Genomic DNA, 25,054 nt, shown 5'->3' on the forward strand with positions numbered 1-25,054 from the left:
TCCTCACCAAGAGGTAAAGAGGCATGGTTAACGACGCCTTAACGCCCCCTTACAGGAACTTGACGAGCGAGAGCTGCGAGAGGTTCGAGGTGACCTGGTAGGACGCCTGGAGCGCGTTCTGGAGCGACAGGATCTCGCTCGCGACCTGGTCCGGCGAAGCCGATTCCGCCTGGTCGATGATGGTCTGGAGCTGCGCCTTGGCCTGGGTCTGGCGCGAGCTTGCGTCCTTCATCGTGTTCTGGGACATCGCGAGGTCGGTCTGGATGTCCTCGATGCGCTGCTGGCCGGGTTGCTTGGTCAGCGCCTGCGTCACCCGCAGGCTGAGCGCGGCGACCTGCCCGCCCGAATATTGTCCGGCCGGCGAGGTCGAGAACGTCCCGAACACGGCGACCGCCTGCAATTCCTTGCGGATCGCGTCCTCGTTGGCCTGCGCGCCGTACTGCACCGTGACGGAATCGTCGACCCGCGCCATCGCGGTGGAGCGCGGCGAGCCGGGGCCGTCATTGCCCTGGTACCATTTCACGGTGGTGGCCGAGCCGTTGACCAGCGTCGTCGCCGAGCTTGCGGGCGACGAGCCGATGCGCAGCGGCGGTTGCGTGGCGGTCACGGGCGTGGAAGCAAAACCAAGCGAACCGAGCGCTCCCGTATTCGAGGTCGTGATGCTCAGGTTCGCCGCATCGTCGGTGTTGATCGTGATCGAGCCGCCATGGACCGTCGATGGCTTCGAGGTCCCCGTGATCTGGTCGATCTTGCTCATCAGCGTCTGGATGCTGTCGCCGACGTTGAGCTGGTTGCCGGTCGCCCCCGAACTGACGAAGGAGAGCGTGGTGCCGTTGACGGTGATGGTGTCGCCGGCGACGAAGCCCGGCGAGATCGAGTCCGAGGGGCTCGCGCCGGACAACGCCGTCGCGCCGGTCACGGGCGCCGGCGGCGCCGCCTGGTTGTTGACGGGCGGTGCCGATCGCCGAGCTCGCGGTGTTGAAGAAGTTGTCGCCGGCAGTCACCGCGGATGCCGCCACCAGCGCAGTGTTGGCGAGCTTCGTGATCGCGGTGTTCAGCGCGGTGTTGAGACTGGTCTGGGTGTTGGCCGGGTTGACCGGAACGCTTGCATCGATTGCAAAGCTGCCGACTGGCGTTGGCGTGGCGGTAGACGCAGTCAGGTCGATCTGCTCGGTCGAGCCGTCGGGCAGCGTGAACTTCACGCTGAGCTTGTCGCCATTGTTCGGATTGGTGCCGTTGAGATTCACCGAGAATGACACCGGCGAGCCGCTCGGGCCGGTGACCGTCGCGCCCGTCAACGTCGAGGAGACCGCCGCGATCTTGAGCCCGAATGGCGATCCGGCAACGTCCTCGGACACCTGCACCGCGCCCGACGGCAAGGACGTCTGCACCAGCCGCCCCGTGCCGGTGCCGAGATCGGCGGCCTGGCGCTCCGCCAGGACGGTCTTGAAGCCCGCCTGCGTCGTGGTGCCGTTGATGATGTCGCCGGCATCCGCGACCGGCTGCGTGTTGACGGCGGTTCCGGAGAACAGATAGCGGTTGCCCGCCTGCGTGTTGAGCACGCCGACCATCGAGCCGAACTGGGCGGCGGCGGTGTTCTGCGCGACCGTCTGACCGTTGACGTTGAGATCCTGCGCGGTGTTGGCCGAGCCCGTCTGCACCGTGTTGCGGATCGTGGTCAGCGACTGCAGCGCGGTGTTGGCGAGGTTGATGCTGACATTGACGTTGGTGATCGTGTCGGTATAGGCGGCGATATTGGACAGCTGCGCGCGCGAGGCGATCGCGAAGCCCTCGTTGGTCCCCATCCCGGAGTAGTTCTGCGACAGCTTGCCGGTCGAGAGCTGCGTCGACAGATCGGTGAGCTGCGTGTTGATGTTGCGGATCTGCGAGCCGAGAACCGACGAGGAGTAGTTGATGCTGCTGATCGACATATTTCAGAGCCCTGTTACTAGTTACACTTGAGCCTGGAGCAACGTGTTCATCATACTCTGCACCACCGACATGACGTGGGCGTTGGCGGCGTAGGCATTCTGGAGCTGGATCAGGTTCGACATCTCCGAGTCCAGATTGACGCTGGAGGTCGAGTTGAACTTGGCCTGCAGCGTCGAGACCACGACGCTCTGGCCCTGCTGGAGCTGGGTCGCCTGGGTCGCGGCATTGCCCTGAACGCTCAGGAACTGCTGGAGATAGTTCGAAACACTGCCGGTGAAGGGCTGGCTCGCCGAGCCGAGACCGCTCTGCGGCGAATAGGAGAACACCGCCGAGGTGAGTTGCGAATAGAGAAAGTCGGAGCGCGTGGTGTCGCCCGCGGGCGTCACCGGCGAGGTGTTGTAGACCGACAGCCTGGTCGGGTCGGTCGTCAGCTGCGTGTTCACGGCGATGCGCCCGGCAAGTCCGGTCATCTGCGAACCCGATGCGGTGATCGCGCCGGTGTAGAGCGCCTGCCCGCCGTCGGTGAACAGCGGCAATTGCGGATTGCCCGAGGTCAGCGACGAGATCGTCTTGGTGATCGAGGACGAATTGACCTTGGCGAGGCCGGTGTTGTCGTCGGTCACCCGCAGTGTGGTGGCCGTCGCCGGCGACGGCGCGGCGGCGAACGACAGATGCGAGCCGGAAAGCGCGGTGTTGAGCGCCGAGGCGATCGCGCCCATGCCGCCGGAGAAGTTCACTCCGATCTGCATCGGATTGGCGTTGGTCGCGTTCTGGAGCGGCAGCGCCGCCGGATCGGTCACGTTGACCAGCGTGATCTGGCGCTGCGTGTTGGTGCTCGTGTCCGTGTAGGTGATGTTGACGCTGTTGCCCGGCGCTGCGCCGGCGAGGTCGAGATCGAACCCGGCCGGCGGACCGGACACCGTGCTGCCGGCCGTGGTCTTGTCCGACAGCGCACTCGACATCGTCGCGGCGAGCTGGTCGATCTGGTTCTGCGCCTGCACCAGCGTCTGGTCGCGCAGCTTGAGATCGGCCGCGATCTGGCCCGAAGAAACCACGTTGTTGGCGACGACGTCGACCTGTGCGCCGTTCGGGAGCTTGATGTTGAACGCCCCCACACCGGACTTGGCCGGATCGATGTTGTAGAGCGAGGTCGCCGACAGCGCGCCGGCAGACGCAAAGGTGAATTGCGAGGCGAGTCCGGCGCCGACCAGCTGGATGCCGGTGGTGGTGTAAATGTTGGCCTGGTTCGAACCGTCGGTGGTGACGCGGACGTCGACATATTTCGACAGATTGTTGATGGCCTGGTCGCGCTGGTCCATCAGCGTCGCAGCCGAGGGGTCGGTTGCCGGCAGGCCCTGGAGCCTGGTGTTGATGTCGGCGATCTGCTGCATCGACGCGTTGGCGGCTAGCGCCGAGGTGCCGAGATCCTGCTCGACGTTGGAGCGCAGCGACTGGATGCCCTTGGTGGTGAGGTTGAGCTGCTGCGCCAGCGTCTGCGCCGCACCGAGAGCGACCGTTTGCGCCGACGACGAGCCCGCGCTGGTCGACAGCGCCTGCAATGCCGTGGTGAAATTGTTCAGCGCGGTTTCGAGCGTGCCGCTGTTGCCGGGCGTGCCATAGACATTCTGAAGCTGCTTCAGGATGTTGGCCATCTGGTCGGCGTAGCCGCTGCCGCCGGTCTCGGTGCGCAGCTGGTTCTGCACATAGGTGTCGAGCTCGCGGCTGACGCCGGTCGTCATCGCCGTCGAGCCGAAGTCGCCGGTGGTGACCTCGATCTGGTTCGGCTTCTGGACGACGTAACCCGGCGTCTGCGAGTTGGCGACGTTCGAGGAAACGATCGAGAGCGCGGCCTGGTTGGCACGCAGACCGCTCATCGCACTGGCGAGGGCTGAACTCAAACCCATGTTGACTTGCCGCCTTTGGTTACGTCACGCGCAGATCAGCGCAACACGTTCAAGAGGTCCTGCACCATCGAATTCGCCGTCGTGATCACCTTGGTGTTGGCCGAATAGGCCTGCTGGGTCACGATCAGCTTGGTGAATTCGTCGGCGATGTCGGTGTTCGAGCCTTCCAGCGACGAGCCGCTGATGGTGCCCGAAGCGCCGTCGATCGCCGGCCCCGACTGTTCGGTCGCAGCGTAAGCGCCGCCGTCGAGGGCCTTGAGGTAATTGGTGCCGTTGAAGTGCGACAACGCTACCTGTGCAAGGGCGAGGTTCTGGCCGTTGGAGAAGGTTCCGACCACGAGGCCGTTGTTGTTGACGGCGACGGAGCGGAGCTGACCCGCGGCGTAGCCGTTCTGGGTGATGGTGTTGATGGTCACCGCGCCGCTGGTGCTGGCATATTGCGTCAGCCCGCCCGAGGAGATGTTGAAGGAGACGGAGCCGAGCGACTGCCCGCTGACGCTGACGTTGTTGATGGTGATGCCCGAGCCGCTCGGCGAGGTCAGCGAGCCGTCGGAGGCAAAGGTGAAGGCCTGGCCGGTGTTGACCCAGCCGACCGTCGTGCCGGTCGCATTCGGGTCGGTCTGGTAGAACATGTTCCAGGTGTCGGCATGGCCCGCACCCAGCGAGGCGCTGTCGGACTTGGCCCAGCGCAATTGCAGGTTCACCGGCGTGCCGGCGGCGTTGTAGGCGGTCACCGCGCCACCACTGATCGATTCCTTGGTGAAGGTCGCGATGTCGTTGCCGACCACGCCGCCCGTGCCGGCGGTGCCGCCGCCATCGCGGTTCTTGGTGATGGTCGAGGTGAAGCCGAGCGCGGCGAAGGCCGCACTGTTGGAGCTGGCTACCGACAGGTTGGAGACGGTGCCGGTGTTCAGCGTGATCACGCCGCCGGTGCTGACCGCAGACCCCGACGCACCGGAGAGAGCGTCGATCTTGCCGAGCAAGGTCGTGATGTTGTCGGTGATGTTGATCTGGTTCGCGCCCGATGCGCCCGACGTCATGAAGGTCAGCGTCTGACCGTCGACCGTGATGGTGTCGCCGGCCGCAAAGCCCGACGAGAGCACCTGGGCGCCGCCGGCCGACGCCGCGCCGCTCAGCACCGTGGAGCCCGAGATCGCGGGCGATGACAGCACGTTGCCGCCACGCGTCACGCTGCTGATGCCGAGCGCGGTGGCTGCCGTGCCGCTGTTGACCGCCACGTCGGTTCCGATGCCGCTCGATATCTGGATATTGCCGGTGGCGCTCAGCGACGCCGTGACGCCGGCACCGCCGGCGGTCTGGATCGCTTGCAGGATGTCGGCCACCGTGGCCGTCGTGCCCGCGCCGAGACCGATGGTGGTGTTGCTGCCGACCGTCGCAACGGTGGTGCCGCCGTTGAAGGTAACCGTGTTGCCGTTGATGGTCAGCGTCTGGCCGCCGAGCGCTGTGAGGATGCTGGAGGCGAGATGCGTGCCCACGGCATTATCAAGGGAGGTGGTGGTCGAGGCCACCGCGGACGAGTTGTTCTGGAGCGCAACCGTGCCCGTCCCCGTGGTCGACGAGTAAGCGGAGCGGATGTTACCCGTGGCGGCCGCACCGGCAGCCGTCGCGTTGGCATAGGGGGCGGGCGGTGTGCCCACGGGCAGCGGGTTGGCTGAGAAGTCCGACGGATTGAGTCCGCCAGCCGCCAGCAGCGTGCCGGTCGACGCCGTCGTGCTCGCCACCGTGTTCGGCTGGGTCGGCAGGTTCGCCGCGTACTGGATCGAGGTGGTCGCCTGCGCCGGGATGAAGTTGTTCTGGAACTTCAGGACCGTCGCCACGTTGCCCTGTGGGTTGCCGGTCTTCGGGTCGACCGTGACGCCCATCAGATAGTAGCCGGCGCCATTGACCAGATTGCCATTGGCATTGAGCTGGAAGTCGCCGCGCCTCGTGTAATAGGTGACGCCGCTGAACACCGGCACGTTGTCGACGATGCCGGTCGCCTTCTGGATCGAGAAAAAGCCGTCGCCGGTGATCGCCATGTTGGTGGCGACGGTGGAGCCCGAGATCGTGCCCTGCGTGGTGATGGTGGCCTTGGCGTTGGCCGTCACGCCGCCGGCGACCTGCTTGCTCGGCACCGAGGAGTCCGGAATGAGATCGACGAAGCTGGTCCCGATGCCCTTGTAACCGGTGGTGGATGAGTTCGCTATGTTGCCGGAAATGTTCTGCAGCGCGTAGGACTGCGCCTGCAGGCCACCCACCGAGGTGTTCATTGCATCGAAGATACCCATAACTTTGTCTCCAGATCCGATCTCGGCGGCCGGTCGACCATGGCCGCAGTCGGAGGAGACTGTCGCAAGGGCTATGCCAATGCGGGTTTTCTCAGGAAATCAATGACTTAAATAGGAATGCCCCGATCGAATGACCGGGGCACAATTGCCGGGCCGGCAACAATTGCCGGGATCTCATAGCGTTTTCGAGCGAAGTGGCACCCGGTTCGCGTGAAGAAAACGCGTCAATCGAAGAGCCTTCACGTCGCCGATGCAGCAGCGGGGTGGAACACCATCCCGAAACCGTCGATGCAGTAGCGCAATCCGGTCGGCTTCGGACCGTCGTCGAAGACGTGGCCGAGATGGCCGCCGCAACGGCGGCAATGCACTTCGGTGCGGAGCATGCCGAAAGTGCGGTCCTCGGTCTTGCCGACATTGCCCTCGATCGGCTGGTAGAAGCTCGGCCAGCCGGTGCCGCTCTCGAATTTGGTGTCGGACACAAACAGCGCCAGGTCGCAGCCGGCGCAGGCGAAGACGCCCTTGCGATGCTCCTTGAGCAACGGGCTGGAGCCCGGCCGCTCGGTGCCCTCCTTGCGCAGGATCTCATATTGCTGCGGCGTGAGCTGGGCACGCCACTCGGCGTCCGTCTTCTCGATCTCGAATTTTTGCGCGGCCTTCTCACCGGCTTCCGCGGGCGATGCTCTGAGCCAGCGGAAGGCCGCAAGGCCGAACAGGCCGGCGACAGTCGTTAACAGGATGCGGCGGTCAAACATCTCATTCTCCGTACGCAGGAAGTCCACGCTCTGAGATACGGGCTCTAACGGCCGACGTTACACTTCCGGGCGGAATTCTTCTCAACTTATTGCGAGACGCCCTGGTCTTGCGAGGCCGGTTCCAACGCCTCGGCCGCGGGTTTCGGCGGCTGGGCCAGCCGCGGCCTGACGCCCGGCGGCGGGCGGCGCGGACCGGTGCCGGCGGCCCGGTTGGCTTCGGCGAGGCGCGCCTCGCGTTCCCGGTCCTTGACCCGCGCCCGTTCACGGTAGCGGGCGAGCGACCCTGCGGCAGCGGAGCTCGCCCTGCTCCAGATCCCGACCATCTGGCCCGCGGCGCGGCCGGTCGCGCCGCCCGCCCAGACCAGCTCGAACGGCGAGAACAGCCGCCAGCGCTCGTCGCCCAACAGAATGCTGCGCGCGATCATCTGCCCGGCCATGGCCGAGGTGTTCATGCCCTGGCGGCCGAACCCGCTCGCCACCCACAGGCCTTTGCGCAACTGGCCGATCTGCGGCATGCCGTGCACGGTCTGGCCAGTGGCGCCGCCGAATGTTTCGGTGATTTCGACATTGCCGAGCTGGGGGAAGATGGACCGGACCCGCCGCCTGACGGCGCCCGCAAAGCGTTGCGGTCGCGCCGCCCAGGTGGTCTCCGGGCTCTCCCACATCAGGCGGTCGCCATCGACGATCCGGAAATGGTCGACGCCATCGGAATCCATCACCGATCCCTTGAAGGCGATGATCTCGTGCACGCGCTCGCCGAGCGGCGCGGTGATTCCGGCATAGCGCCAGACCGGCAGCAGCGTTTCCGACAGGCGCCGCAGCGGCGCACCGAGATGGATGTTGCCGGCGAGCACGATGTGGGTGGCGCGCAGCCGCGCCGAGGGCGTGACGATGCGCTTGCGAATGCCGGAATGATCGATGCTGACGACCGGCGTGTCCTCGAAGATGCGCGCTCCGGCCCGCCGCGCCAGCGCCGCGAGGCCGTGCACATATTTGCGGCCGTCGACCTGGAACGCCCGGGGATAATACACGCCGTGGAAATAGCGATCGGTCTTGAGCACCTTGCGGACGCGGTCGGCCTGCCAGCCCTCGACCTCGGTGTCGAAATCCTCGGCGAGCATCTGCAACCGGCTGATCAGCCGGTCGCCGGCATCGACGTTGGAAACCTCCAGCACGCCGTCGCTCGGGCCGATCCCCGGCATGTTCGCTTCCGTGGCGTTGGCCCGAACGAACTCGGCGCCCTCCTTCGACAACGTCCACAATTCCCGCGCGTCCTCGAAGCCGATGCGCTCGATCAGCTCGGTGAGCGGCAGCGCGAATCCCGGCATCACGGTGCCGAGCTGGTTGCCCGAGGCGTTCCAGCCGATATGGCGGCCCTCGAGCACCGCGACGCTGGCCCCGAGCCGGGCCGCCTCCAGCGCGATGGAGAGCCCGGCAAGCCCGGCCCCGATGACGCAGATGTCCGCATCGAGCTCGAACGACAGCCGCGCGCGGTCGCGAAAGCCGGCTTCTTCCTGGGACACGCTTGTGAAAGTCTCGTTCATGTTGTTTTCTTAGAGCATGATCCGGAAAAGTGTGCAGCGGTTTTCCGAAAAGATCATGCTCAAGACAATAATTTGAAGCGCGATGATCATTTGTCCCAATCTCATTGCGCTTTAAAGGACTGAGCGGCCGCTTGTCACCTTGTCCTCGACCAGCGCCTGTAGATTATCCTGGTCGCGTAACGATTCGAGAATGCCATGCGCCGTTTACTGCTGCTGCGTCACGCCAAGACCGAGATCGACGCGCCGAGCGGCCGTGACCGGGATCGCCGTCTCGACGACCGCGGCCAACGGGATTCCGCGCAGCTCGGCGACTGGATCGCCGCCCATCCGCCGTTCCCCGAGGCCGTGCTGGTGTCGCATGCCGTCCGGGCCCGGCAGACCTGGGACATCGTCTGGGAGGCGATGAAGGACCGCGTCGCGGCGCCGCAGGTCGAAATCCTGTCGGAACTCTACGGCGCCGATCCCGCGCAGATCCTGGAGACCATTCGCACTGCAACCGTCCCGGCCGACCCTAAGCAGTTGCTGCTGGTCGGGCACAATCCGGGCATGCATGAGGTCGCCTTGATGCTGATGGGTGGCGGCGATCCGGCCGGCGCCAAGGCGATCGCCGACAACCTGCCCACCGCAGGGCTTGCTATCTTCGATTTTGACGTCAAGGATTGGGGCGATGTGGCCTACCGCCGCGGCAAACTGGTGCAGTTCGTCAGCCCAAAGCTGCTTCGTTAGCTTAAGGCTGCTTCGATCGGAATGAGACGCGCGGGCGCCGTCTCGACCGTTTGATCCAGCCTGGTCAAAAGAACTTCCTGACCGGAAGATTGGAGGCGTAGATGTTCAAGTCCATCCTCGTGCCCATCGACCTCGCCGACACCGATCTGGCCAAGCCGGCGATCGCGACCGCGGCAACGCTGTCGCAGACCTGGAGCGGCGTGGTACGCCTGCTCAACGTGCTGCCGATGACGCCGGTGATGCTGGCCGAATACGTGCCGGCCGATTTCGACGAACAGCAGCGCCAGGCCTCGGAAGAAGCCCTCGCCATCGTCGCGCGCGAATCCGGCATCGAGGCTTCCCGCATCTCCAGCGTGGTGCGGCAGGGCGGCATCTACCACGAGATCCTGGAGGAAGCCGTGCACATGAAAGCCGAGCTGATCGTGATGACCTCGCACCGGCCAGCGATGCGCACCTATTTCCTCGGCTCAAACGCCGGGCACGTCGTGCGTTACGCGAAATGCTCGGTGCTGGTGGTCAGGCACTGAGCGTTGCTCCGTCATTGCGAGCGCAGCGAAGCAATCCAGAATCTTTCCGCGGCGACAGTCTGGATTGCTTCGCTGCGCTCGCAATGACGATGTTGAAGCATTGTGCGCCTATCACCCCGGCTACGAGATCTTGCGTTGCCTGACGGGCAAAACACGCCAGCGGTGGGTCAACACCATCGTCGATAATATTCCACTTTACCGAAATTCGGAAACGACGTATACCTCTCCGCAACCCGGCCCAAGGAAGAGGGGCGTATCGCGATCGTCACGAACGCGGGCCGGACGGCGGCGGACGCCGATAACATCGGCGCGAACGGCTTCGCAGGGCGGGCAACCGTGAGCAAAGGCCTCGCGCACACGACCGGTGTGATCGGCGTACGGCAAAATCGTGTGGTCCTGGCGCCCGGGGTCTGTGCGCCAAGTCTTGCGGTGATGTGGCGGCCCAACCGGGTCCGCACATCAGCCATCCGCAAGGCGACGGGGGCAATAGTGCACCGCTCCCCGAGGAGAGCACGGCATAAGCCGTAAAACCGCTGCGCAGGGAAGGCCGGTTGTTTGGCTTCACCTGTATGCCGCTGTGCAATTTTCTTACGACAACTTCGCACAGTGGACCGCGGGTGCCAGCCGGCACCCGGTCTTCCCTGCGCCCTCTTTCTCGAGAGGGCAAGGCGACGAAGCAAAGCTCGGGCGAAACAAGCCGCGAGGATGAACAGCTGTGTCTATCGATGAGCAACGGTCCCGTGCCCCGGACGCAGCGCAGCGCTACTTCAGCGGTGCGCTGCAGAGCCGGGACCCATGCGTCAGCGAGTGCAGTTGGCCTTTGGGTCCCGGCTCTGCGCCGCAACGCTTGCGCGCTGCGTCGCGTCCGGGACACGAGAGAGCGTCTTACAAATACCGCGTCAGTTCGGCTTTGACCTGACCGTAGACCGCGTCCTCGATCTGGCTGCGCGTGATCCCGATGTCGCGCAGGGCGCGGTCGTCGAGCTCGTTCAGTGTCTTGACGGCGGAGCGGTGCTCCAGGCGCTCGAACAGCGCATAGGCGCCGTTGGCAAGGGTGCGGAAGAATCCGCCCGTCGAGGATGAGCGTAAACTCCGCCCGGCAGTCTGCGAGATCGTGGTCATTGTCCTTCTCCGGCCTATGGTCCACGCGGCGAAGCGGATGCCGTTGGCGCACGCGCTTGAGCGCCTGCACCTGATTTGCCATCGGATTGCTCTCGCTTTCCTCGGCTCAATCGCGGACCTTGATGGAACTTAAATGCTCCAGTACACTACTCGGAGCAAGTGAAACATTGCTCTCGGTGCAATAATGTCCAAGTTCGAATACGTGAAGCTTGCCGATGCCATTGCTCTCGATATCTCTAACGGCACGTTAAGGCCCGGCGACCGGCTGCCGCCGCAGCGCAATTTTGCCTATGACCGTGGCATTGCGGTCTCGACCGCGAGCCGGGTTTATACGGAGCTTTTGCGCCGCGGGCTTGCCGTCGGCGAGGTCGGACGCGGCACCTTCATCTCCGGCGACGTCAGGCGCGAAGTCGAGACGTTGAGCGAGCCGCGCGAGGCGCGGATCGACTTCGAGGTCAATTACCCGCTGCTGCCGCAGCAATGGGCGATGATCGCGAAGAGCCTTGCGGGGCTGGAGCGCGTCGACGCGCTCGAATCCGCATTGCGCGTCTCCACCAGTACCGGCACCAAAAGTGCGCGCAATGCAGCCGCCGCCTATCTCGCGCGCAAGGATTTTGCGCCGCAGGCCGAGCAGATCGTCTTCACCGCCAACGGCAAGCAATCGCTCGCGGCTGCGCTCGCAGCCCTCGTCCCCACCGGCGGCCGCTGCGGCGTCGAGGCGCTGACCTATCCTTACGTCAAGAGCATCGCGGCGCGGCTCGGCGTGACGCTGGTCCCGATTCCGATGGACGAATTCGGCGCGCGTCCCGACGCCATCCAGAAGGCGCATCGCGAGGCCCACCTGTCGGCACTGTATCTCCAGCCCATCATCCAGAATCCGCTCGGCGTCACCATGAACGCGGCACGGCGCGCCGACATCATGCGCGTCGCCGAAAAGCTCGACCTCACCATCATCGAAGACGCCGTCTACGGCTTCCTGGCCGACGACACGCCGCTTGCGGCACTCGGACCCGACCGCTGCATCGTGCTCGACAGCCTGTCCAAGAAGGTCGCGCCGGGCCTTGCGCTCGGCATCCTGGTCGCGCCGCCGCACTTGCGCGAAAGCGTGATGAGCGCAGTGCGGACCGGCGGCTGGATCGCCTCCGGCCATGCGCTGGCGGCGGGGCACCGCCTGATGGCCGACGGCACCGTCGCCGAGCTGACGCGGCTGAAACGCATCGACGCCGCGCGCCGCCAGCAGACCGCGGCAAGGCTGCTGGCCGGCTATCAGCTCGCCGCCGATCCCCGTTCCTATCATCTCTGGCTGACGCTGCCGGCACACTGGCGCTCGCAGACCTTCGTCGCCGCAGCAGCCCGGCGCGGCATCGCGCTGACGCCGTCCTCGACATTCGCGATAGCCCATGGCCATGCACCGAATGCGGTCCGGCTCGCGCTTGCCCCGCCCTCGTTCGAACAGCTCGATTCCGGCCTGCGCACGATCGTGTCGCTGCTCGGCACCAAGGAAGAGGATTTTGACTCGACCGAGTAACTAAAGCGCAAGGACCTCGAGCCTGCTCAGGCTTCCGGCCATTCCGCGATGAAGCCTTTCGCCTTGTACGGCTCGATCTTGTCCCATTCGTGCAGCATGCGGCGGCGCAATTCCGTGTCGGTGTGCCAGAGCGCGCGCGGCGTCGCAAAGCTGTCGACGGTGAGCAACATCTTCTCGACCTCCGGCCAATGCCGGTGCAGCGTCATCGGATAACGCCGCGCGGTCCACGTATTGCCGAGGCAAATCACGCTCCGGATATTGTCCAACCCCAGCGCAGCCTCGATGATCGGCAGCGAGAGGATCACGTTCTCGCCGGTGTTCATCGCACGATGCTCCTCGAGGATACGGTCCGTCGGAATGCCCGCCGCGGCCATCGCCGCCCTGATGATGGTGCACTCGGATTGCTCCGAGCCTGGCGTCACGCCCCCGCTGACAATCGACCAGCGGAACAGGCCCTCGCGCCACAGTCTCGCGGCGGTGTCGGCGCGTAGCGCGACATCCTCTCGGGTTCCGAACATGAACAAGAGGTCGGCCGGCCGGAGCGGCGTATCGATCAGATGCGCGCGGCTGATCTCGGCGATCTCATCCGCCGAAGGCCTACGCGTGCTGCGATCCATGGCTGACATGGCCGCACGATGCGACACCCGCGCAGGCGCGCGAAGTCACGTTTGATTGCGGCCGATTGCACCAAGGGCAGCAAAGCCATTCAGGGCAGCAAGGCCTTGTCTAGGGCAGCAAGGCCTTGGGCACATGATCGAAGCTGTAGCTCTGCGGCTGGTTGCGCCGCACGAAGCCGCCGACCTGCCAGGCGAACAGCGCGGCAAAGCCGATGATGAATAGCGCGCCGGCGAATTCGCCGATCATGAGTGCGCGGATCAGGAGCCCCGTCATCGCCACGGTCAGTACCGCCAGAAACGCCAGCACCTCGGCATAGGTCCTGCGGCCGAGGCCTGCGGTCAATTCGGCGCGGCTGCCGGCCTTCGCCATTCGCGCGTGCAGTTCGACGATGAACGTGCGGAAACCGTTGTCCTGCGGCGCCATCAGGGCCGCGGTCTGCCAACTCGTCGACAGGATCGCGATGCGGCCGCCGCCGGTGTGGCTGACATCGGCGCGAAAGCGGTGCTGCTGCATCGACACGGGGCGGAACGACAGCCGGATTGCACTGATCTCGTCGTAACGCCACAGGCCCGAACGGCCGCCGATGTGCCAGGACAGCCCCTCGTCCGTCAGCTCGAAGCGATGCGCCGAACCGATCAGCGACGCTTTGTAGGCATAGCTCGCGCCCGCAGCCGCCTCGGCTCCCGAATCCTGCATGTTCACATCAATCCAATCAGCGTGGTCCCGTCTGCGATCCGCTTGCGCGATCGCCCTGCCCCATCCTACAAGCGAGACATGGCTGAGACGATTTTTTTTCCGCGCCGCCTGATTCTCGGCGCCGCCGTGATCTCCGGCGTGCTGCTGGCGCTCGCCGTGCACATGCTGGGCGCGCGCTACGGGCTCGACCTCGGCGGCCTCTGGCACTCCGACACGCATGAGTTCATACCGGCGGGCGCGGCGATCGCCTGGTGGCTGATCGCCTCCGTCGGCTTCTCCGGCGGCTATTTCACGGCGACATTGATGCAGAGCGCCGTCTCCGGCCAGATCCCGCAACGGATGCGGCAATTCCTGATCGCGGTCGGCGTGCTGCTGCTGGCGGGTGCGGGCCAGGTGGCCGCGGCGCCGAGCGCGATCCCGACGGTCTCGGGCGTGCTGGCCGGGCTTGCTGCGCTGTGCCTCGGTGCCGTGATGGCGTTCTGCGGCGCGCGTTTCGCGCTGCACCGCGGCTAGAGCATGATCCGGAAAAGTGCGCAGCGGCCTTCCGACGGGATCATGCTCAAACAACAGACTATCACGCCGACGCGCGCAGCTGCGGCCGGTTCAGCATGATCGCGACATCGCAGGCGGGCCGCGGCTTGCTGAACAGATAGCCCTGCGCCTGGGTGCAGCCTTCGCGCCGGAGCAGCTCGAGCTGGGCGTCGTTCTCGACGCCTTCCGCGGTGGTGACGATGCCGAGGCTCCGCCCCAGCCCGGTCACGGCGCGGATGATCGCCATGGAATCCTCGCGGGTCGCGAGCTCCGACACGAAGGAGCGGTCGATCTTGATCTTGTCGAAGGGGAAGCTGCGCAGATAGCTCAGCGACGAATAGCCGGTGCCGAAATCGTCGAGCGAGATGCGCACGCCCATGGCGCGGAGCTCATGCAGCGTGGTCAGCGTCGCCTCGCTGTTCTGGAGCAGAACGGATTCGGTGATCTCGAGCTCGAGCCGGCGCGCATCGAGTCCCGAACCGGCCAGCGCCGCGGTGACGGACGCGATCAGGTTCGGATTCTTGAACTGCACCGGTGACAGGTTGACGGCGACGTCGACATCGTCGGGCCAGGTGGCCGCGTCGGCGCAAGCCGAGCGCAGCACGAACTCGCCGAGCTGGATGATCAGTCCGGTCTCCTCGGCCAGCGGAATGAAGTTGAGGGGCGCGATCAGGCCGCGCTGCGGATGGTTCCAGCGCAGCAGCGCCTCGAAGGCGACGACGCGACCGCTGGCGACGTCGCGGATCGGCTGATAATACGCCTCGAACTCGTCGCGTTGCACCGCGGCGCGCAGGTCCATCTCCAGCAGGCGCCGCGCCTGCGCGCGCGCATCCATGCCGGTCTCGAAGAACCGATATGTGCCGCGGCCGTCCGCCTTGGCGCGATACAATGCGAGGTCGGCATTCTTCAACAGCTCGTCGGGATTGCTGCCGTCCTGCGGCGACAGCGAGATGCCGATCGAGACGCCGATGACGATCTGATGATCGTCGATCTCGTAAGGCGCCGAAATCACCTCGACGAGGCGGCCGGCAAGGGATCGTGCCGCAGTTTCCTCGGAACGTCCGATCTGGACCACGGCGAACTCGTCGCCACCGAGTCGCGCGACGGTGTCGCTCTCGCCGACGGTGGCCTTCAGCCTGCGGCCGACCTCCTTGAGCAACGCATCGCCGATGGGATGGCCGAGCGAGTCGTTGATGTCCTTGAAGTGATCGAGATCGAGACAAAGCACCGCAAGCTGGTCGCCCGATCGGGTCCGGCGCAGTCCCTGCACGAGCTGCTCGTGGGAACAGCACGCGGTTCGGCAGACTGGTCAGCGCGTCATGACGGGCCATGTGCGATATCTTGGCCTGGGCCTCCAGCCATTCGGTGATGTCCTCGAAGGTCGCGACCCAGCCGCCGCCCTGCATCGGCTGGTTGACGACCCGGATGGACCGGCCGAACCTGGTCGCGACGTCGGTCGTGGTGCGGCTCTCGCGCGCGTCGGCGACAAGGCGCGCGAAGAACTCGCCCGCATCGCCCTGCCACTGACCCTTGGCCTGCTCCTCCCGCAGCACGTCGACCAGCAGGCGGCCCGTGAGCAGGATGTCGGTGCGGCCGAGCATGGCGGCATAGCGCTCGTTGAACAGGATGATCTTGCCGTCCGCGTCGAACATACACAGTCCCTGCGACATGTTCTCGAGCGCCGTGTCCAGCACGATCTGCTGCCGGCCCAGTTCGCCCTTGGCGCGGCGGTCGAGCAACGCGGCTACGAGCGCAATCGCGATGATCGCGACCGCGGCACCCGCGGTGAGGAAGGACAACGAGGCCGGCGGGATCGATAACCCGCTGATCGCGAGCGTCGGATCCGGCGTCAGCACAGCCGCGCCCATTGCGGTGAAATGATGCGCGACGATGGCGACCGTCAGCAGGGTGGTCGCGCTCAGCGCATGGAAGAGGTCGTCGCGCCGCGCGGCGACGAACAGCGCGAGCGCTGCAAAGACAACTCCGAACAGCACCGAGACGGTAACCGTGCTTCCGATCCAGTCGACGCGTGCCGGCATCTCCAGCGCCGCCATGCCGGTGTAATGCATCGTCGCGACCCCGGCGCCGACGATGGCACCGCCGAGCACGATCCACGGGGCGCGCGAGGACGATACCGCGATGCTCAGCCCCACGAACGTCACGGCGATCGCGAAGATCAGCGAAAGGATGGTCACCGGGATGTTGTAGGCGCCGGCGCCGCCCGGCCCGTAGGCGAGCATCGCGATGAAATGCGTCGCCCAGATGCCGCATCCGCTGACGGCGGCATCCAGGGCGATCCAGACCAGACGCCCGGGGCCGTGCGTCGCGCGCGCCCTGTGAAACAGACTGATCGCCGCCGCGCTTGCGAGCAGGCACACCGCGCCGCCAAGCGCGACCAGCCGCCAGTCGTGCTCCTCGGCGAGACAGTAGAGAACTTGATACATTGCGGGCCCCTATCGACCCGCACTTGAACCGACAGAGATGGACAGTCGGTAACCGGCTACGTGCCTGTTTCGGAAATGGTGAACGGAAGATGTGTTCGTTCACTCGGATTGATCATCCGCGCGGAGGCGCGCCGAAGCCGATCACGGCGGCGGCGAGCAGCAGCACGGCCGCGGACACGACCAGCGACAGATGCAGGCCCGTCATGAACGCCCCCTCCGAGGCCACCAGCGAGCCGAACAGGGCGACGCCGAGGACGCTGCCGGTCTGCCGCGTCGCGTTCAGGACTCCCGCGGCGATGCCGGAGCGCGCCTTCTCGACGCTGCCCAGCAAGGTCGAGGTCAGCGGCGGCACCAGCAGCCCAAGTCCGCCGCTGATCGCGATCATCTGCGCAAAGATCGCCCAATAGCTCGTGCCGGCTTCGATCCGGAGCAGGCCGAGGCAACCAAGCGCCGAGACGCAGGCGCCGACGACGATGGTCGGGCATGAGCCGATACGCTCGGCGAGGCGCGGCGCCAGCAGATTGACCGGCAGCACCGCCCCCATCATCGGCACGAAGGCGAGACCGGTCCACCACGCCGACAGCCCGTTGATCCTCTGGAAATACAGGCTGAGCACGAAGATCAGGCCGTAGATCGCGACGTTGACGAGCAGGCCGACGAGCGAGGTCAGCGCGAACAGCCGATGGCCGAACAGCGACAGCGGCAGCATCGGCTGCGCTGCGCGGCTCTCGCGCCAGATGAAGAGCACGGCGAGAATTGCGGCTGCGACAAAGGCTGCGATCACGGCTGGATGTTCCCAGCCAAGCGCGCCGCCTTCGATGATCGCGCCGGCGAGCGCCCCCAGCGCACCGATCGCGGCAAGCTGGCCGGGCAGATCGATCTCGCGCGAGCGCGACCGCGTGGTTTCGGCCGCATAGCGCCAGCTCAGCCACAGGCCGGTCAGCCCGATCGGCAGATTGACCAGGAAGATCGCGCGCCAGCCGACCAGTGTGATCAGCGCGCCGCCGACGAAGGGACCGGCCGTGAGCGCGAGGCTCGCACCGGCGGCCCAGACCGCAACGGCGCGGCCGCGCTGCCGGTCGTCCGGATAGGCATGGCTGAGCAGCGCCAGAGAATTCGGCACCAGGATCGCTGCCGCCAGCCCCTGGACCAGCCGCGCTGCGATCAGCACGGTCGCATTGGGCGACAGCGCGCAGGCGAGCGAGGCTGCGGTGAAGATGGCGAAGCCCGCCATGAAGACGCGCTTGGCGCCGATCCGGTCACCGAGCGCGCCGGCGGTCAGGATGAAGGCAGCAAACGCGATGGTGTAGGCGCTGACCACCCATTGCAGCTCGGCGACGCCGCCGCCGAGCGTCTTGCCCATCGCATCGAGCGCGGTGTTGACGATGGTGACGTCGAGCTGCACCACGCCATAACCAAGGCTCATCGCGGCAAGGGTGAGGGAAGTCGCAAGATGCGAGCCGGCATGCGACGCGCCGGCCCCGAAGGCTTCGTATCTGATGGTGCTTACTCGCATGCTGCCACCTCGGTTGCAGCCCCATGCGGAACATATGCTTCCAGCCCGCCGTCATGTTTCGACAACGATCGAATGATGGATGCGTAACATGCGAGCGTCGCGCGGATGACCGCGCGACGCTCTATCCTTAGCTACGCCTGGTCCTAGCTGGCCGCGCGCAAGTTCACCTTGCTTTCGGCGAGCGTGGTCAGCTTCTTGTCGGTCGCCTTCTCTTCTTCCAGCGTCTTGGCGAGCACGCTGGCGCAGTCCGTGCGGCCGAGCTGCTTGGCCCAGGCGATCAGGCTGCCGTAGCGGACGATCTCGTAATGCTCCGCGGCCTGTGCCGCGTTGATCAGCGCGGCGTCGAGCACCGCCTTGTCGGCGACTTCGCCTGCGGTCTCGTCGGCTTCCTCGATGATGCCGTCGATCGCGGGGCAGTCGACCGCCTTTACCTCCGCACCGTGCATCTTGAACACTTCCTCGAGGCGCTTGACGTGCTGGTTGGTTTCTTCGAGGTGCGTCAAAAAGCCCTGCTTCAGCTGCGGATCCGTCGCCTTATCTGCCATTTTCGGCAGCGCCTTGGTGAGCTGCTGCTCGGCGTAATAGATGTCCTGGAGCTGGTGCACGAACAGGTCGTTCATGGTTTTGATGTCTTTTGTGAACAGTCCCATCGGTCCGATCCTCTCGGTTTTTTGGAACACGGAGGCATCGGCTTGCGCGAAAAGCCGCCTATTCCGCCATGTTCAATTGCTGATGGGGCGCTAACCGGCGCACGGCATTGACGTTCCAAAAAAGCTCGCATCCCTTGCGCTGGAACAATGCCGGCCGTGCAGGATCTGAAACCATGTCAGATAGGGACGCGATCGGGCCCACGACTCATATGCTTAACGTGCCTCCGATGTGAACCGCGTATGACAAAAGTAGCGTGTCCAGCGCAGAACCTATCGTTGTCAAGGGCTGCACAAGTCACTGTTTTTGCCTTAAATGAGCTACATCATGCCTAAATGAGCTACATCATGCCTAGCGATCAACGCCGACCTTTGGCCTTGGATCGTACCCGACCGGCCAATGTCTGGCCTGGTCGGTCTTGCCCCTGCCGGGAGGATGAATGCACGGATTGCTGCCCGCGCTGAAACGCGGCTTCACGAGATGGATCGGCTGGCGACGCCTCGGCATTGCGGCGAGCGTCTTCATCATCGCTTTCGCCATCACCACGCTGGTGCGGACCCTCAAGGGCATCGATACCGGGGTCATCCTGACCGCGCTGACCGAGATTCCCCGCGGCAATATCGGACTGGCGGCGATCTGCGTGTGCTTCGCGTTCTGTACGCTGACCTTCTACGACTTTTTTGCACTGCGAACGATCGGCAAGAAGCACGTGCCCTATCGCATCGCAGCGCTCTCCAGCTTCACGTCCTATTCGATCGGTCACAATATCGGCGCCACGGTTTTTACCGGCGGGGCGATCCGCTTCCGGATCTATTCGGATTACGGGCTGAATGCGATCGACGTCGCGAAAATCTGCTTCCTGTCCGGCCTGACCTTCTGGCTCGGTAACATCTTCGTGCTCTCGATCGGCATGGCCATCCACCCGGCTGCCGCCTCCTACATGGATCAGCTGCCGTCGTCGATCAATCGGCTGATCGCAATCGGCGGCCTCGCCTCGATCGGCGCCTATCTGGTCTGGCTCTGCATGGGCGAGAAGCGCCGCGAGCTCGGCCAGAAGGGCTGGAAGGTGGTGCTGCCGTCGGCGCCGCTGACGCTGGTGCAGATCCTGATCGGCGTCGTCGATCTCGGTTTCTGCGCGCTGGCGATGTACCTTCTGGTGCCGGCCAATCCGCAGATCGACTTCCTGTCGCTCTCGGTGGTGTTCATCCTGGCGACACTGCTCGGCTTCGCCAGCCATGCTCCCGGCTCGCTCGGCGTGTTCGACGCCGCCATGCTGGTGGCGCTGCCCGAATTCGGCCGCGAGCAGCTTTTGGCCACGCTCCTCGTCTTCCGCATCCTCTATTTCGTCATTCCGTTCGGTCTTGCCATCTCCATCATGGGCGCACGCGAGCTCTGGATGAATGTGGTGGAGCCCTGGCAGGAGCGCCGACGGCTGGCGGAGGCCTGCGCGCAGTCCAACCTGCCACAGCAGGTGGCAGCGATGGAGCGCGAGCGGTCGCTTCGGCAGGCCAGCAAACGCTAGACGGCGGCCAGCAAAGCCGTCAGACCAATGTTGCAGGCGGGGGAGCTGTTCCTCTCTTATTTCCGCCTCAACTTTGCCGTTGAAGACGCGGGCCATGATCCCTGTATCCCTTCGCCGTTTCCTCGCCGGCGCCCTGCTGCTCGCCGGGCTCCTCACCGCCTTGCCGCTGGAGCGGGTGGCCGCGCAAGATGCGGGCGCCATGCAGATCAGCTGGGAGGTGCGCAACCGCTTCCGGTTGTTCCGCGAGGAGCGCGACTTCCAGCTCCATGTCGAGAGTGCGCGTAACCGCAGCATCCTCGCCGCCGAGCAGTCGCTCGAACTCCAGAGCGAGGGCCGCGGCTGGGCCCGCAACATGGTCAACCGGCTCTGCATCGACCTCCAGGGCCGGGTCAACCAGCCCTGCACCCGCGACAATACAAAGGAAGACTATATCACCCCGGTTGACCACCCCGTCACCGTGCGCCTCACCGGTGCAGTGCCGGTCGGCGCCACCTGCGCCTGGTCGTTCGACGACGGCGAAGGGCCGCAACAATCCACCTTCGACTGCGCCGAGCCGGTCAATCTGCGGGTCCGCTACGGCAAGCAGACAGTCGCGACCGTCGACGTCTCCTCCGGCTCCGATCCGACCCAACGCGTCCAGACCGAGATCCAGGTCCGCGACATCTTCGTCGCTGGCCTCGGGGATAGCATCGCCTCGGGGGAAGGCAATCCGGACCGGCCGCTGGCGCTGTCGGACGAAGGTTTTTGCTTCCGCTCTTATCTCGGCACCGCCGGCGCGCAGTATTACCGGCCGAGCCGGGCCGGATATAAAGGCGGCCGCGCCTGCGAGGCGCCGGATACGCTCGCCAATTGGCAGCGTTACAGCGCGCTCTGGTTCAACTCGCCCTGCCATCGCTCACTCTACAGCTACCAGGCCCGCACCGCGCTGGCGCTCGCGGTACGCTACACCCACGTCGCGGTGACCTTTCTGCCGCTCGCCTGCACCGGCGCCAGCATCGGCGACGGGCTGCTCGGCTCGCAGCGCGCCCGCGAATGCCCGCCCGGCAAGACCGGCGTCTGCAACACCAGCGTGAACGCGCAAGTCGCCGAGCTGCGCGAGGCGCTGACCGCCGCAAAGAAGCGCCAGCCCGAGCGCACGCTCGACCTCGTGCTGCTCTCGGTCGGCGCCAACGACGTCTATTTCTCCGGCCTCGTCGCCGACGTGATCGTCGAGACCGCAACTGAGCGCGCGCTATTCCGCCGCTCCGGCGTGATGGCGAGCGTCGATGATTCCCGCGATGCGCTGGCGCGCGAGCTGCCGCAGAATTTCGTCAAGCTGCGCGAGGCGCTGAAGCCGCTGGTCGGCGGCGACCTCTCGCACGTGATCTACGTCTCCTACGCCAACCCAGCGCTCGCAGACGGCGGCGTGCCCTGCCGCGGCGGCCGCGCCGGGTTCGACATCCATCCCGCCTTCAACGCCGATCCGCAGCGCCTCGCCCGCGTCTCGACTTTCGTCGACACCGAATTCTTGCCGGCGCTAAAGGGGCTCGCCACCTGCACCCGGGGCGCGCTGTGCCGCGATCCCGAGGCCGACCGCATGACCTTCGTGGATTCGCATCAGGCGGCTTTCGCTGATCACGGCTTCTGCGCGCATTCGGGCAACGATCCCGAATTCGACCGCACCTGCTTTGCCGAGAACGGCCAGAGCTTCAATCCTGATATCGTGAGCGCGGCGAGCCAGCCGATGCTGTGCGGCCGCGGCGCCTCCGAATTCCGCGCCTATTTGCCGCGCGCGCGCTGGATCCGCGACGCCAATGACAGTTACTTCGCCGCGATGACCTATCCGCAAGGCTTGCCGGCGGCGAGCCAGCCGACCGACATCCACGACGCGACCTGGGGCGTGCTCTCCGCCATCTATGGCGGCGCCGTGCACCCAAGCGCCGAAGGCCACGCCGCGATGGCGGATGCCGCACTGCCGGCCGCGGCCGCAGTGCTTGGTCTGGATGCCGCGCCGCCGGGCGTGACACGCGGGCTGCTCGCACCGCTGCTGCCGGGCGCGCAGCAATAGTTCACGCAACCTCTACACGCACACTGCCATCGCCCGCCTTGTGCGCCCTTGCGCACTGGGGCGGGCGATCGAGTACTCCGTGACAGACGTGATTGAATCGAGACGTCGCGGCGTCCAGGATTCCCCGCCTTCGCGGGGAATGACAACGGCACGCGTGGCGCAATCGGGTTCGCCATCACCACACATCGTTCCCGCTCACCTGCCGTTCCATCAATCCAAAAACGGCATCGATCGATGCTGCCTTGAGCTTGGACACTTTGCCGCGCGCGCCTCTAGGAGTCGTCGTGAGGAAACGTTTCGAGTTCTAAGGAGGCGCGTAATGAGCGCAGTGATGTCCACAGCGGACGTGAGGAGGTCTCGCGTCAGGCTGTTCATCGTGACCATGTTGTTCCTGGTCACGACCGTCAATTATGCCGATCGCGCCACGCTGTCGATCGCGGGTCCCGCGCTCTCCAAGGAACTGCATCTCGATCCCGTCGCCATGGGCTACATCTTCTCGGCCTTCGGCTGGTCCTATGTGCTCGCGCAGGTGCCGGGCGGCTGGCTGCTCGACCGCTATGGCTCGCGCCTCGTCTATGCCTTCAGCATCATCGTTTGGTCGCTGTTCACGACCCTGCAGGGCTGGGTCGGCTTCTTGAGCGCCGGCACCGCAATCACCGTGCTGTTCGGCCTGCGCTTCCTGGTCGGCATCGCCGAAGCGCCCTCATTCCCCGCCAATGCCCGCATCGTCGCGGCCTGGTTTCCGAGCAACGAGCGCGGGACCGCGTCGGCCTTCTTCAATTCCGGACAGTATTTCGCGACCGTGATCTTCGCGCCGCTGATGGGCTGGATCGCGCATGACTACGGCTGGCGCTACGTGTTCTTCGTGATGGGCGCGCTCGGCGTCGTGATGGGTCTGGTCTGGATCAAGACCATCTATGGTCCGAAGGAGCATCCCGGCATCAACGAGGCCGAGTTCGACTACATCAAAGAAGGCGGCGCATTGGTTGACCTCGACGCGCCCAAAGACGATCTGAAGCATGAGCGCGCGGCGGCTTCCGGCCCCGGCTGGGATCACATCCGCCAGCTGCTCTCCAACCGCATGATGCTCGGCGTTTATCTCGGCCAGTACTGCATCAACACGCTGACTTATTTCTTCCTGACCTGGTTCCCGGTCTATCTCGTCAAGGAGCGCGGCCTGTCGATCCTGCAGGCCGGCTTCGTCGCGACGCTGCCGGCGCTGTGCGGCTTCATCGGCGGCGTGCTCGGCGGCGTCATCTCCGACGCCATCCTGCGCAAGACGGGTTCGCTGACCATGGCGCGCAAGATCCCGATCGTCGGCGGCATGCTGCTCTCGATGTCGATCATCGCCTGCAACTATGTCGACGGGCAGGCGCTGGTGGTCGGCTTCATGGCGCTCGCCTTCTTCGGCAAGGGCATCGGCGCGCTCGGCTGGGCTGTCGTCTCCGATACCTCGCCCAAGGAAGCCGGCGGCGTCTCGGGCGGCCTGTTCAACACCTTCGGCAATCTCTCCTCGATCAGCACCCCGATCGTGATCGGCTACATCCTGGCCGCGACCGGCTCGTTCAACGGCGCGCTGATATTCGTCGGCGCCAATGCGCTGGTGGCCGCATTCGCCTATCTCGTGATCGTGGGCAAGATCGAGCGCGTGGTGCTCAAACGTTCCTCCTGAGGGCTCCCATGGGAGCTTGACCAGGCAACTTAACGGCGGCTTCACAGCCGCCGTCTTTGTTTTGGGGGTAATCGATGCTAGAAGTTCCGGGGAAACGCCTTATCCATCTAAGGCATGTATCGATGTTTGACCTTAACCAGCTCCGCTGTTTCGTCACGGTGGCGGAAGAATTGCATTTCGGCCGCGCCGCGGCGCGGCTGAACATGACCCAGCCGCCGCTGTCCCGGCAGATCCAGGTGCTCGAGCACATCATCGACGCGCCGCTGCTGGAGCGCACCAGCCGCTCGGTGCGGCTGACGCCTGCCGGGCGCAGCTTCCTGCCGGAAGCGCGGCGCATCCTGAAGCTTGCGGAAAGCGCCTCGCAAGTCGCCCGTCGCATCGCGCTCGGCAAGACCGGCTCGCTGAAGATCGGCTTCACCGCGGCCGCCGCCTACGGCTTCCTGCCCGAGCTCGTCGCGGCCTGCCGCGCCAAGCTGCCCGAGGTGGACTTCTCACTGAAGGAGATGGTGTCCGGCGACCAGTTCGAGGCGCTGTCCTCGGGCCAGATCGATGCCGGCCTGCTCAGGCCTCCGATCGCGCGTCCCGAGATCGCCAGCCGCCGCGTCGTCGCCGAGCCCCTGCTCGCCGCGATCCCGAAAAAACATCCGCTGGCGAATGCCGAGAGCATCACCATCAAGGATTTCGACAACCAGCCCTTCGTGATGTATTCGCCCTATGAGAGCCGCTATTTTCACGACGTGCTGGTGGCGATGTTCACCCGCGCCGACATTTTGCCGCGCTACGTGCAGCACCTGAGCCAGATCCACTCGATCCTCGCCATGGTGCGCGCCGGCCTCGGCCTTGCGATCGTGCCGGCAGCGGCGGCGAGCCTGAAGATCGCGGACGTCCGCCTGCGGCCGCTGAAGCTGCGCACGCGCGTTCCCGTCGAGCTGTTCATGGTCTGGCGGCGCAACGACGAGAATCCGCTGCTCTCGGCGCTCGTCAAAATCGCGAGCGAATTGTCCTCGGCGGAGGCGAGGGAAGATTGATGCTGATTT

At 65.4% G+C, this 25,054-nt stretch carries 17 protein-coding genes and 2 pseudogenes; 8 read left to right on the forward strand and 11 right to left on the reverse strand.

The window, feature by feature from the left end; genetic code table 11:
- Window positions 1–49: 49 nt before the first annotated feature.
- The 5 genes and pseudogenes from ACVWW3_RS17000 to ACVWW3_RS17020 all read right to left on the reverse strand — a co-directional run bounded on the left by ACVWW3_RS17000 (window position 50) and on the right by ACVWW3_RS17020 (window position 8,420).
- Window positions 50–1,931, reverse strand: a pseudogene (locus ACVWW3_RS17000) (flagellar protein).
- Between the two features lie 21 nt (window positions 1,932–1,952).
- Window positions 1,953–3,836, reverse strand: a complete 1,884-nt coding sequence (gene flgK / locus ACVWW3_RS17005; protein WP_456649282.1) for a flagellar hook-associated protein FlgK — start codon at window positions 3,834–3,836, stop codon at window positions 1,953–1,955.
- 35 nt (window positions 3,837–3,871) lie between these two features.
- Window positions 3,872–6,124: a flagellar hook-basal body complex protein gene (locus ACVWW3_RS17010; protein WP_247446393.1), complete on the reverse strand. Its 2,253-nt coding sequence runs from the start codon at window positions 6,122–6,124 to the stop codon at window positions 3,872–3,874.
- 239 nt (window positions 6,125–6,363) lie between these two features.
- Window positions 6,364–6,876, reverse strand: a complete 513-nt coding sequence (gene msrB / locus ACVWW3_RS17015; protein WP_456649281.1) for a peptide-methionine (R)-S-oxide reductase MsrB — start codon at window positions 6,874–6,876, stop codon at window positions 6,364–6,366.
- An 86-nt stretch (window positions 6,877–6,962) separates the two neighbouring features.
- Window positions 6,963–8,420, reverse strand: coding sequence for an NAD(P)/FAD-dependent oxidoreductase (locus ACVWW3_RS17020; protein ID WP_456649280.1), 1,458 nt, complete (start codon window positions 8,418–8,420; stop codon window positions 6,963–6,965).
- A 195-nt stretch (window positions 8,421–8,615) separates the two neighbouring features.
- Here ACVWW3_RS17020 and ACVWW3_RS17025 point away from each other — a divergent pair, with 195 nt between their 5' ends.
- Window positions 8,616–9,146, forward strand: coding sequence for a SixA phosphatase family protein (locus tag ACVWW3_RS17025; RefSeq protein WP_456649279.1), 531 nt, complete (start codon window positions 8,616–8,618; stop codon window positions 9,144–9,146).
- Between the two features lie 101 nt (window positions 9,147–9,247).
- Window positions 9,248–9,673, forward strand: a complete 426-nt coding sequence (locus ACVWW3_RS17030) for a universal stress protein (protein ID WP_247352010.1) — start codon at window positions 9,248–9,250, stop codon at window positions 9,671–9,673.
- Between the two features lie 885 nt (window positions 9,674–10,558).
- Here the strand turns inward: ACVWW3_RS17030 and ACVWW3_RS17035 are convergent.
- Window positions 10,559–10,795 carry a DUF1127 domain-containing protein gene (locus ACVWW3_RS17035; protein WP_247352012.1) on the reverse strand — a complete coding sequence of 79 codons (237 nt, stop codon included), beginning with the start codon at window positions 10,793–10,795 and terminating at the stop codon, window positions 10,559–10,561.
- 184 nt (window positions 10,796–10,979) lie between these two features.
- Here ACVWW3_RS17035 and ACVWW3_RS17040 point away from each other — a divergent pair, with 184 nt between their 5' ends.
- Window positions 10,980–12,323 carry an aminotransferase-like domain-containing protein gene (locus tag ACVWW3_RS17040; RefSeq protein WP_247352014.1) on the forward strand — a complete coding sequence of 448 codons (1,344 nt, stop codon included), beginning with the start codon at window positions 10,980–10,982 and terminating at the stop codon, window positions 12,321–12,323.
- Window positions 12,324–12,349: 26 nt separating this feature from the next.
- Here the strand turns inward: ACVWW3_RS17040 and ACVWW3_RS17045 are convergent, their stop codons facing one another.
- Both ACVWW3_RS17045 and ACVWW3_RS17050 read right to left on the reverse strand, forming a co-directional pair.
- Window positions 12,350–12,949 (reverse strand): YdcF family protein, encoded by a 600-nt coding sequence (locus tag ACVWW3_RS17045; protein WP_456649278.1) that lies wholly within the window; start codon window positions 12,947–12,949, stop codon window positions 12,350–12,352.
- A gap of 100 nt (window positions 12,950–13,049) precedes the next feature.
- A complete protein-coding gene (locus tag ACVWW3_RS17050) occupies window positions 13,050–13,637 on the reverse strand; it encodes a hypothetical protein (RefSeq protein ID WP_456649277.1) in 588 nt (195 codons plus the stop codon).
- Window positions 13,638–13,715: 78 nt separating this feature from the next.
- Here ACVWW3_RS17050 and ACVWW3_RS17055 point away from each other — a divergent pair, with 78 nt between their 5' ends.
- Window positions 13,716–14,150 carry a hypothetical protein gene (locus tag ACVWW3_RS17055; protein ID WP_247352020.1) on the forward strand — a complete coding sequence of 145 codons (435 nt, stop codon included), beginning with the start codon at window positions 13,716–13,718 and terminating at the stop codon, window positions 14,148–14,150.
- A gap of 61 nt (window positions 14,151–14,211) precedes the next feature.
- Here ACVWW3_RS17055 and ACVWW3_RS17060 read toward each other — a convergent pair.
- From ACVWW3_RS17060 to ACVWW3_RS17070, 3 genes and pseudogenes are all read right to left on the reverse strand, one after another.
- A pseudogene (locus ACVWW3_RS17060) lies at window positions 14,212–16,612 on the reverse strand (bifunctional diguanylate cyclase/phosphodiesterase).
- A gap of 112 nt (window positions 16,613–16,724) precedes the next feature.
- Window positions 16,725–18,128, reverse strand: coding sequence for an MFS transporter (locus tag ACVWW3_RS17065; protein WP_456649275.1), 1,404 nt, complete (start codon window positions 18,126–18,128; stop codon window positions 16,725–16,727).
- Window positions 18,129–18,271: 143 nt separating this feature from the next.
- Window positions 18,272–18,778, reverse strand: a complete 507-nt coding sequence (locus tag ACVWW3_RS17070) for a YciE/YciF ferroxidase family protein (protein ID WP_456649274.1) — start codon at window positions 18,776–18,778, stop codon at window positions 18,272–18,274.
- Window positions 18,779–19,215: 437 nt separating this feature from the next.
- On the opposite strand from ACVWW3_RS17070, the gene ACVWW3_RS17075 reads away from it, so the two are divergent.
- The 4 genes from ACVWW3_RS17075 to ACVWW3_RS17090 all read left to right on the forward strand — a co-directional run bounded on the left by ACVWW3_RS17075 (window position 19,216) and on the right by ACVWW3_RS17090 (window position 25,045).
- A complete protein-coding gene (locus tag ACVWW3_RS17075) occupies window positions 19,216–20,298 on the forward strand; it encodes a lysylphosphatidylglycerol synthase transmembrane domain-containing protein (RefSeq protein ID WP_456649273.1) in 1,083 nt (360 codons plus the stop codon).
- A gap of 94 nt (window positions 20,299–20,392) precedes the next feature.
- Entirely contained in the window at window positions 20,393–22,345 is a 1,953-nt protein-coding gene (locus tag ACVWW3_RS17080) for a hypothetical protein (RefSeq protein ID WP_456649272.1), read from the forward strand.
- Window positions 22,346–22,664: 319 nt separating this feature from the next.
- The gene (locus tag ACVWW3_RS17085) at window positions 22,665–24,017 is read left to right on the forward strand and encodes an MFS transporter (RefSeq protein WP_247352031.1); all 1,353 of its coding nucleotides are present in this window, start codon (window positions 22,665–22,667) and stop codon (window positions 24,015–24,017) included.
- A gap of 122 nt (window positions 24,018–24,139) precedes the next feature.
- Window positions 24,140–25,045 carry a LysR substrate-binding domain-containing protein gene (locus ACVWW3_RS17090; protein ID WP_354106630.1) on the forward strand — a complete coding sequence of 302 codons (906 nt, stop codon included), beginning with the start codon at window positions 24,140–24,142 and terminating at the stop codon, window positions 25,043–25,045.
- The last annotated feature ends 9 nt before the right edge of the window (window positions 25,046–25,054 follow it).

This window comes from Bradyrhizobium sp. LM2.9, from assembly GCF_054056555.1.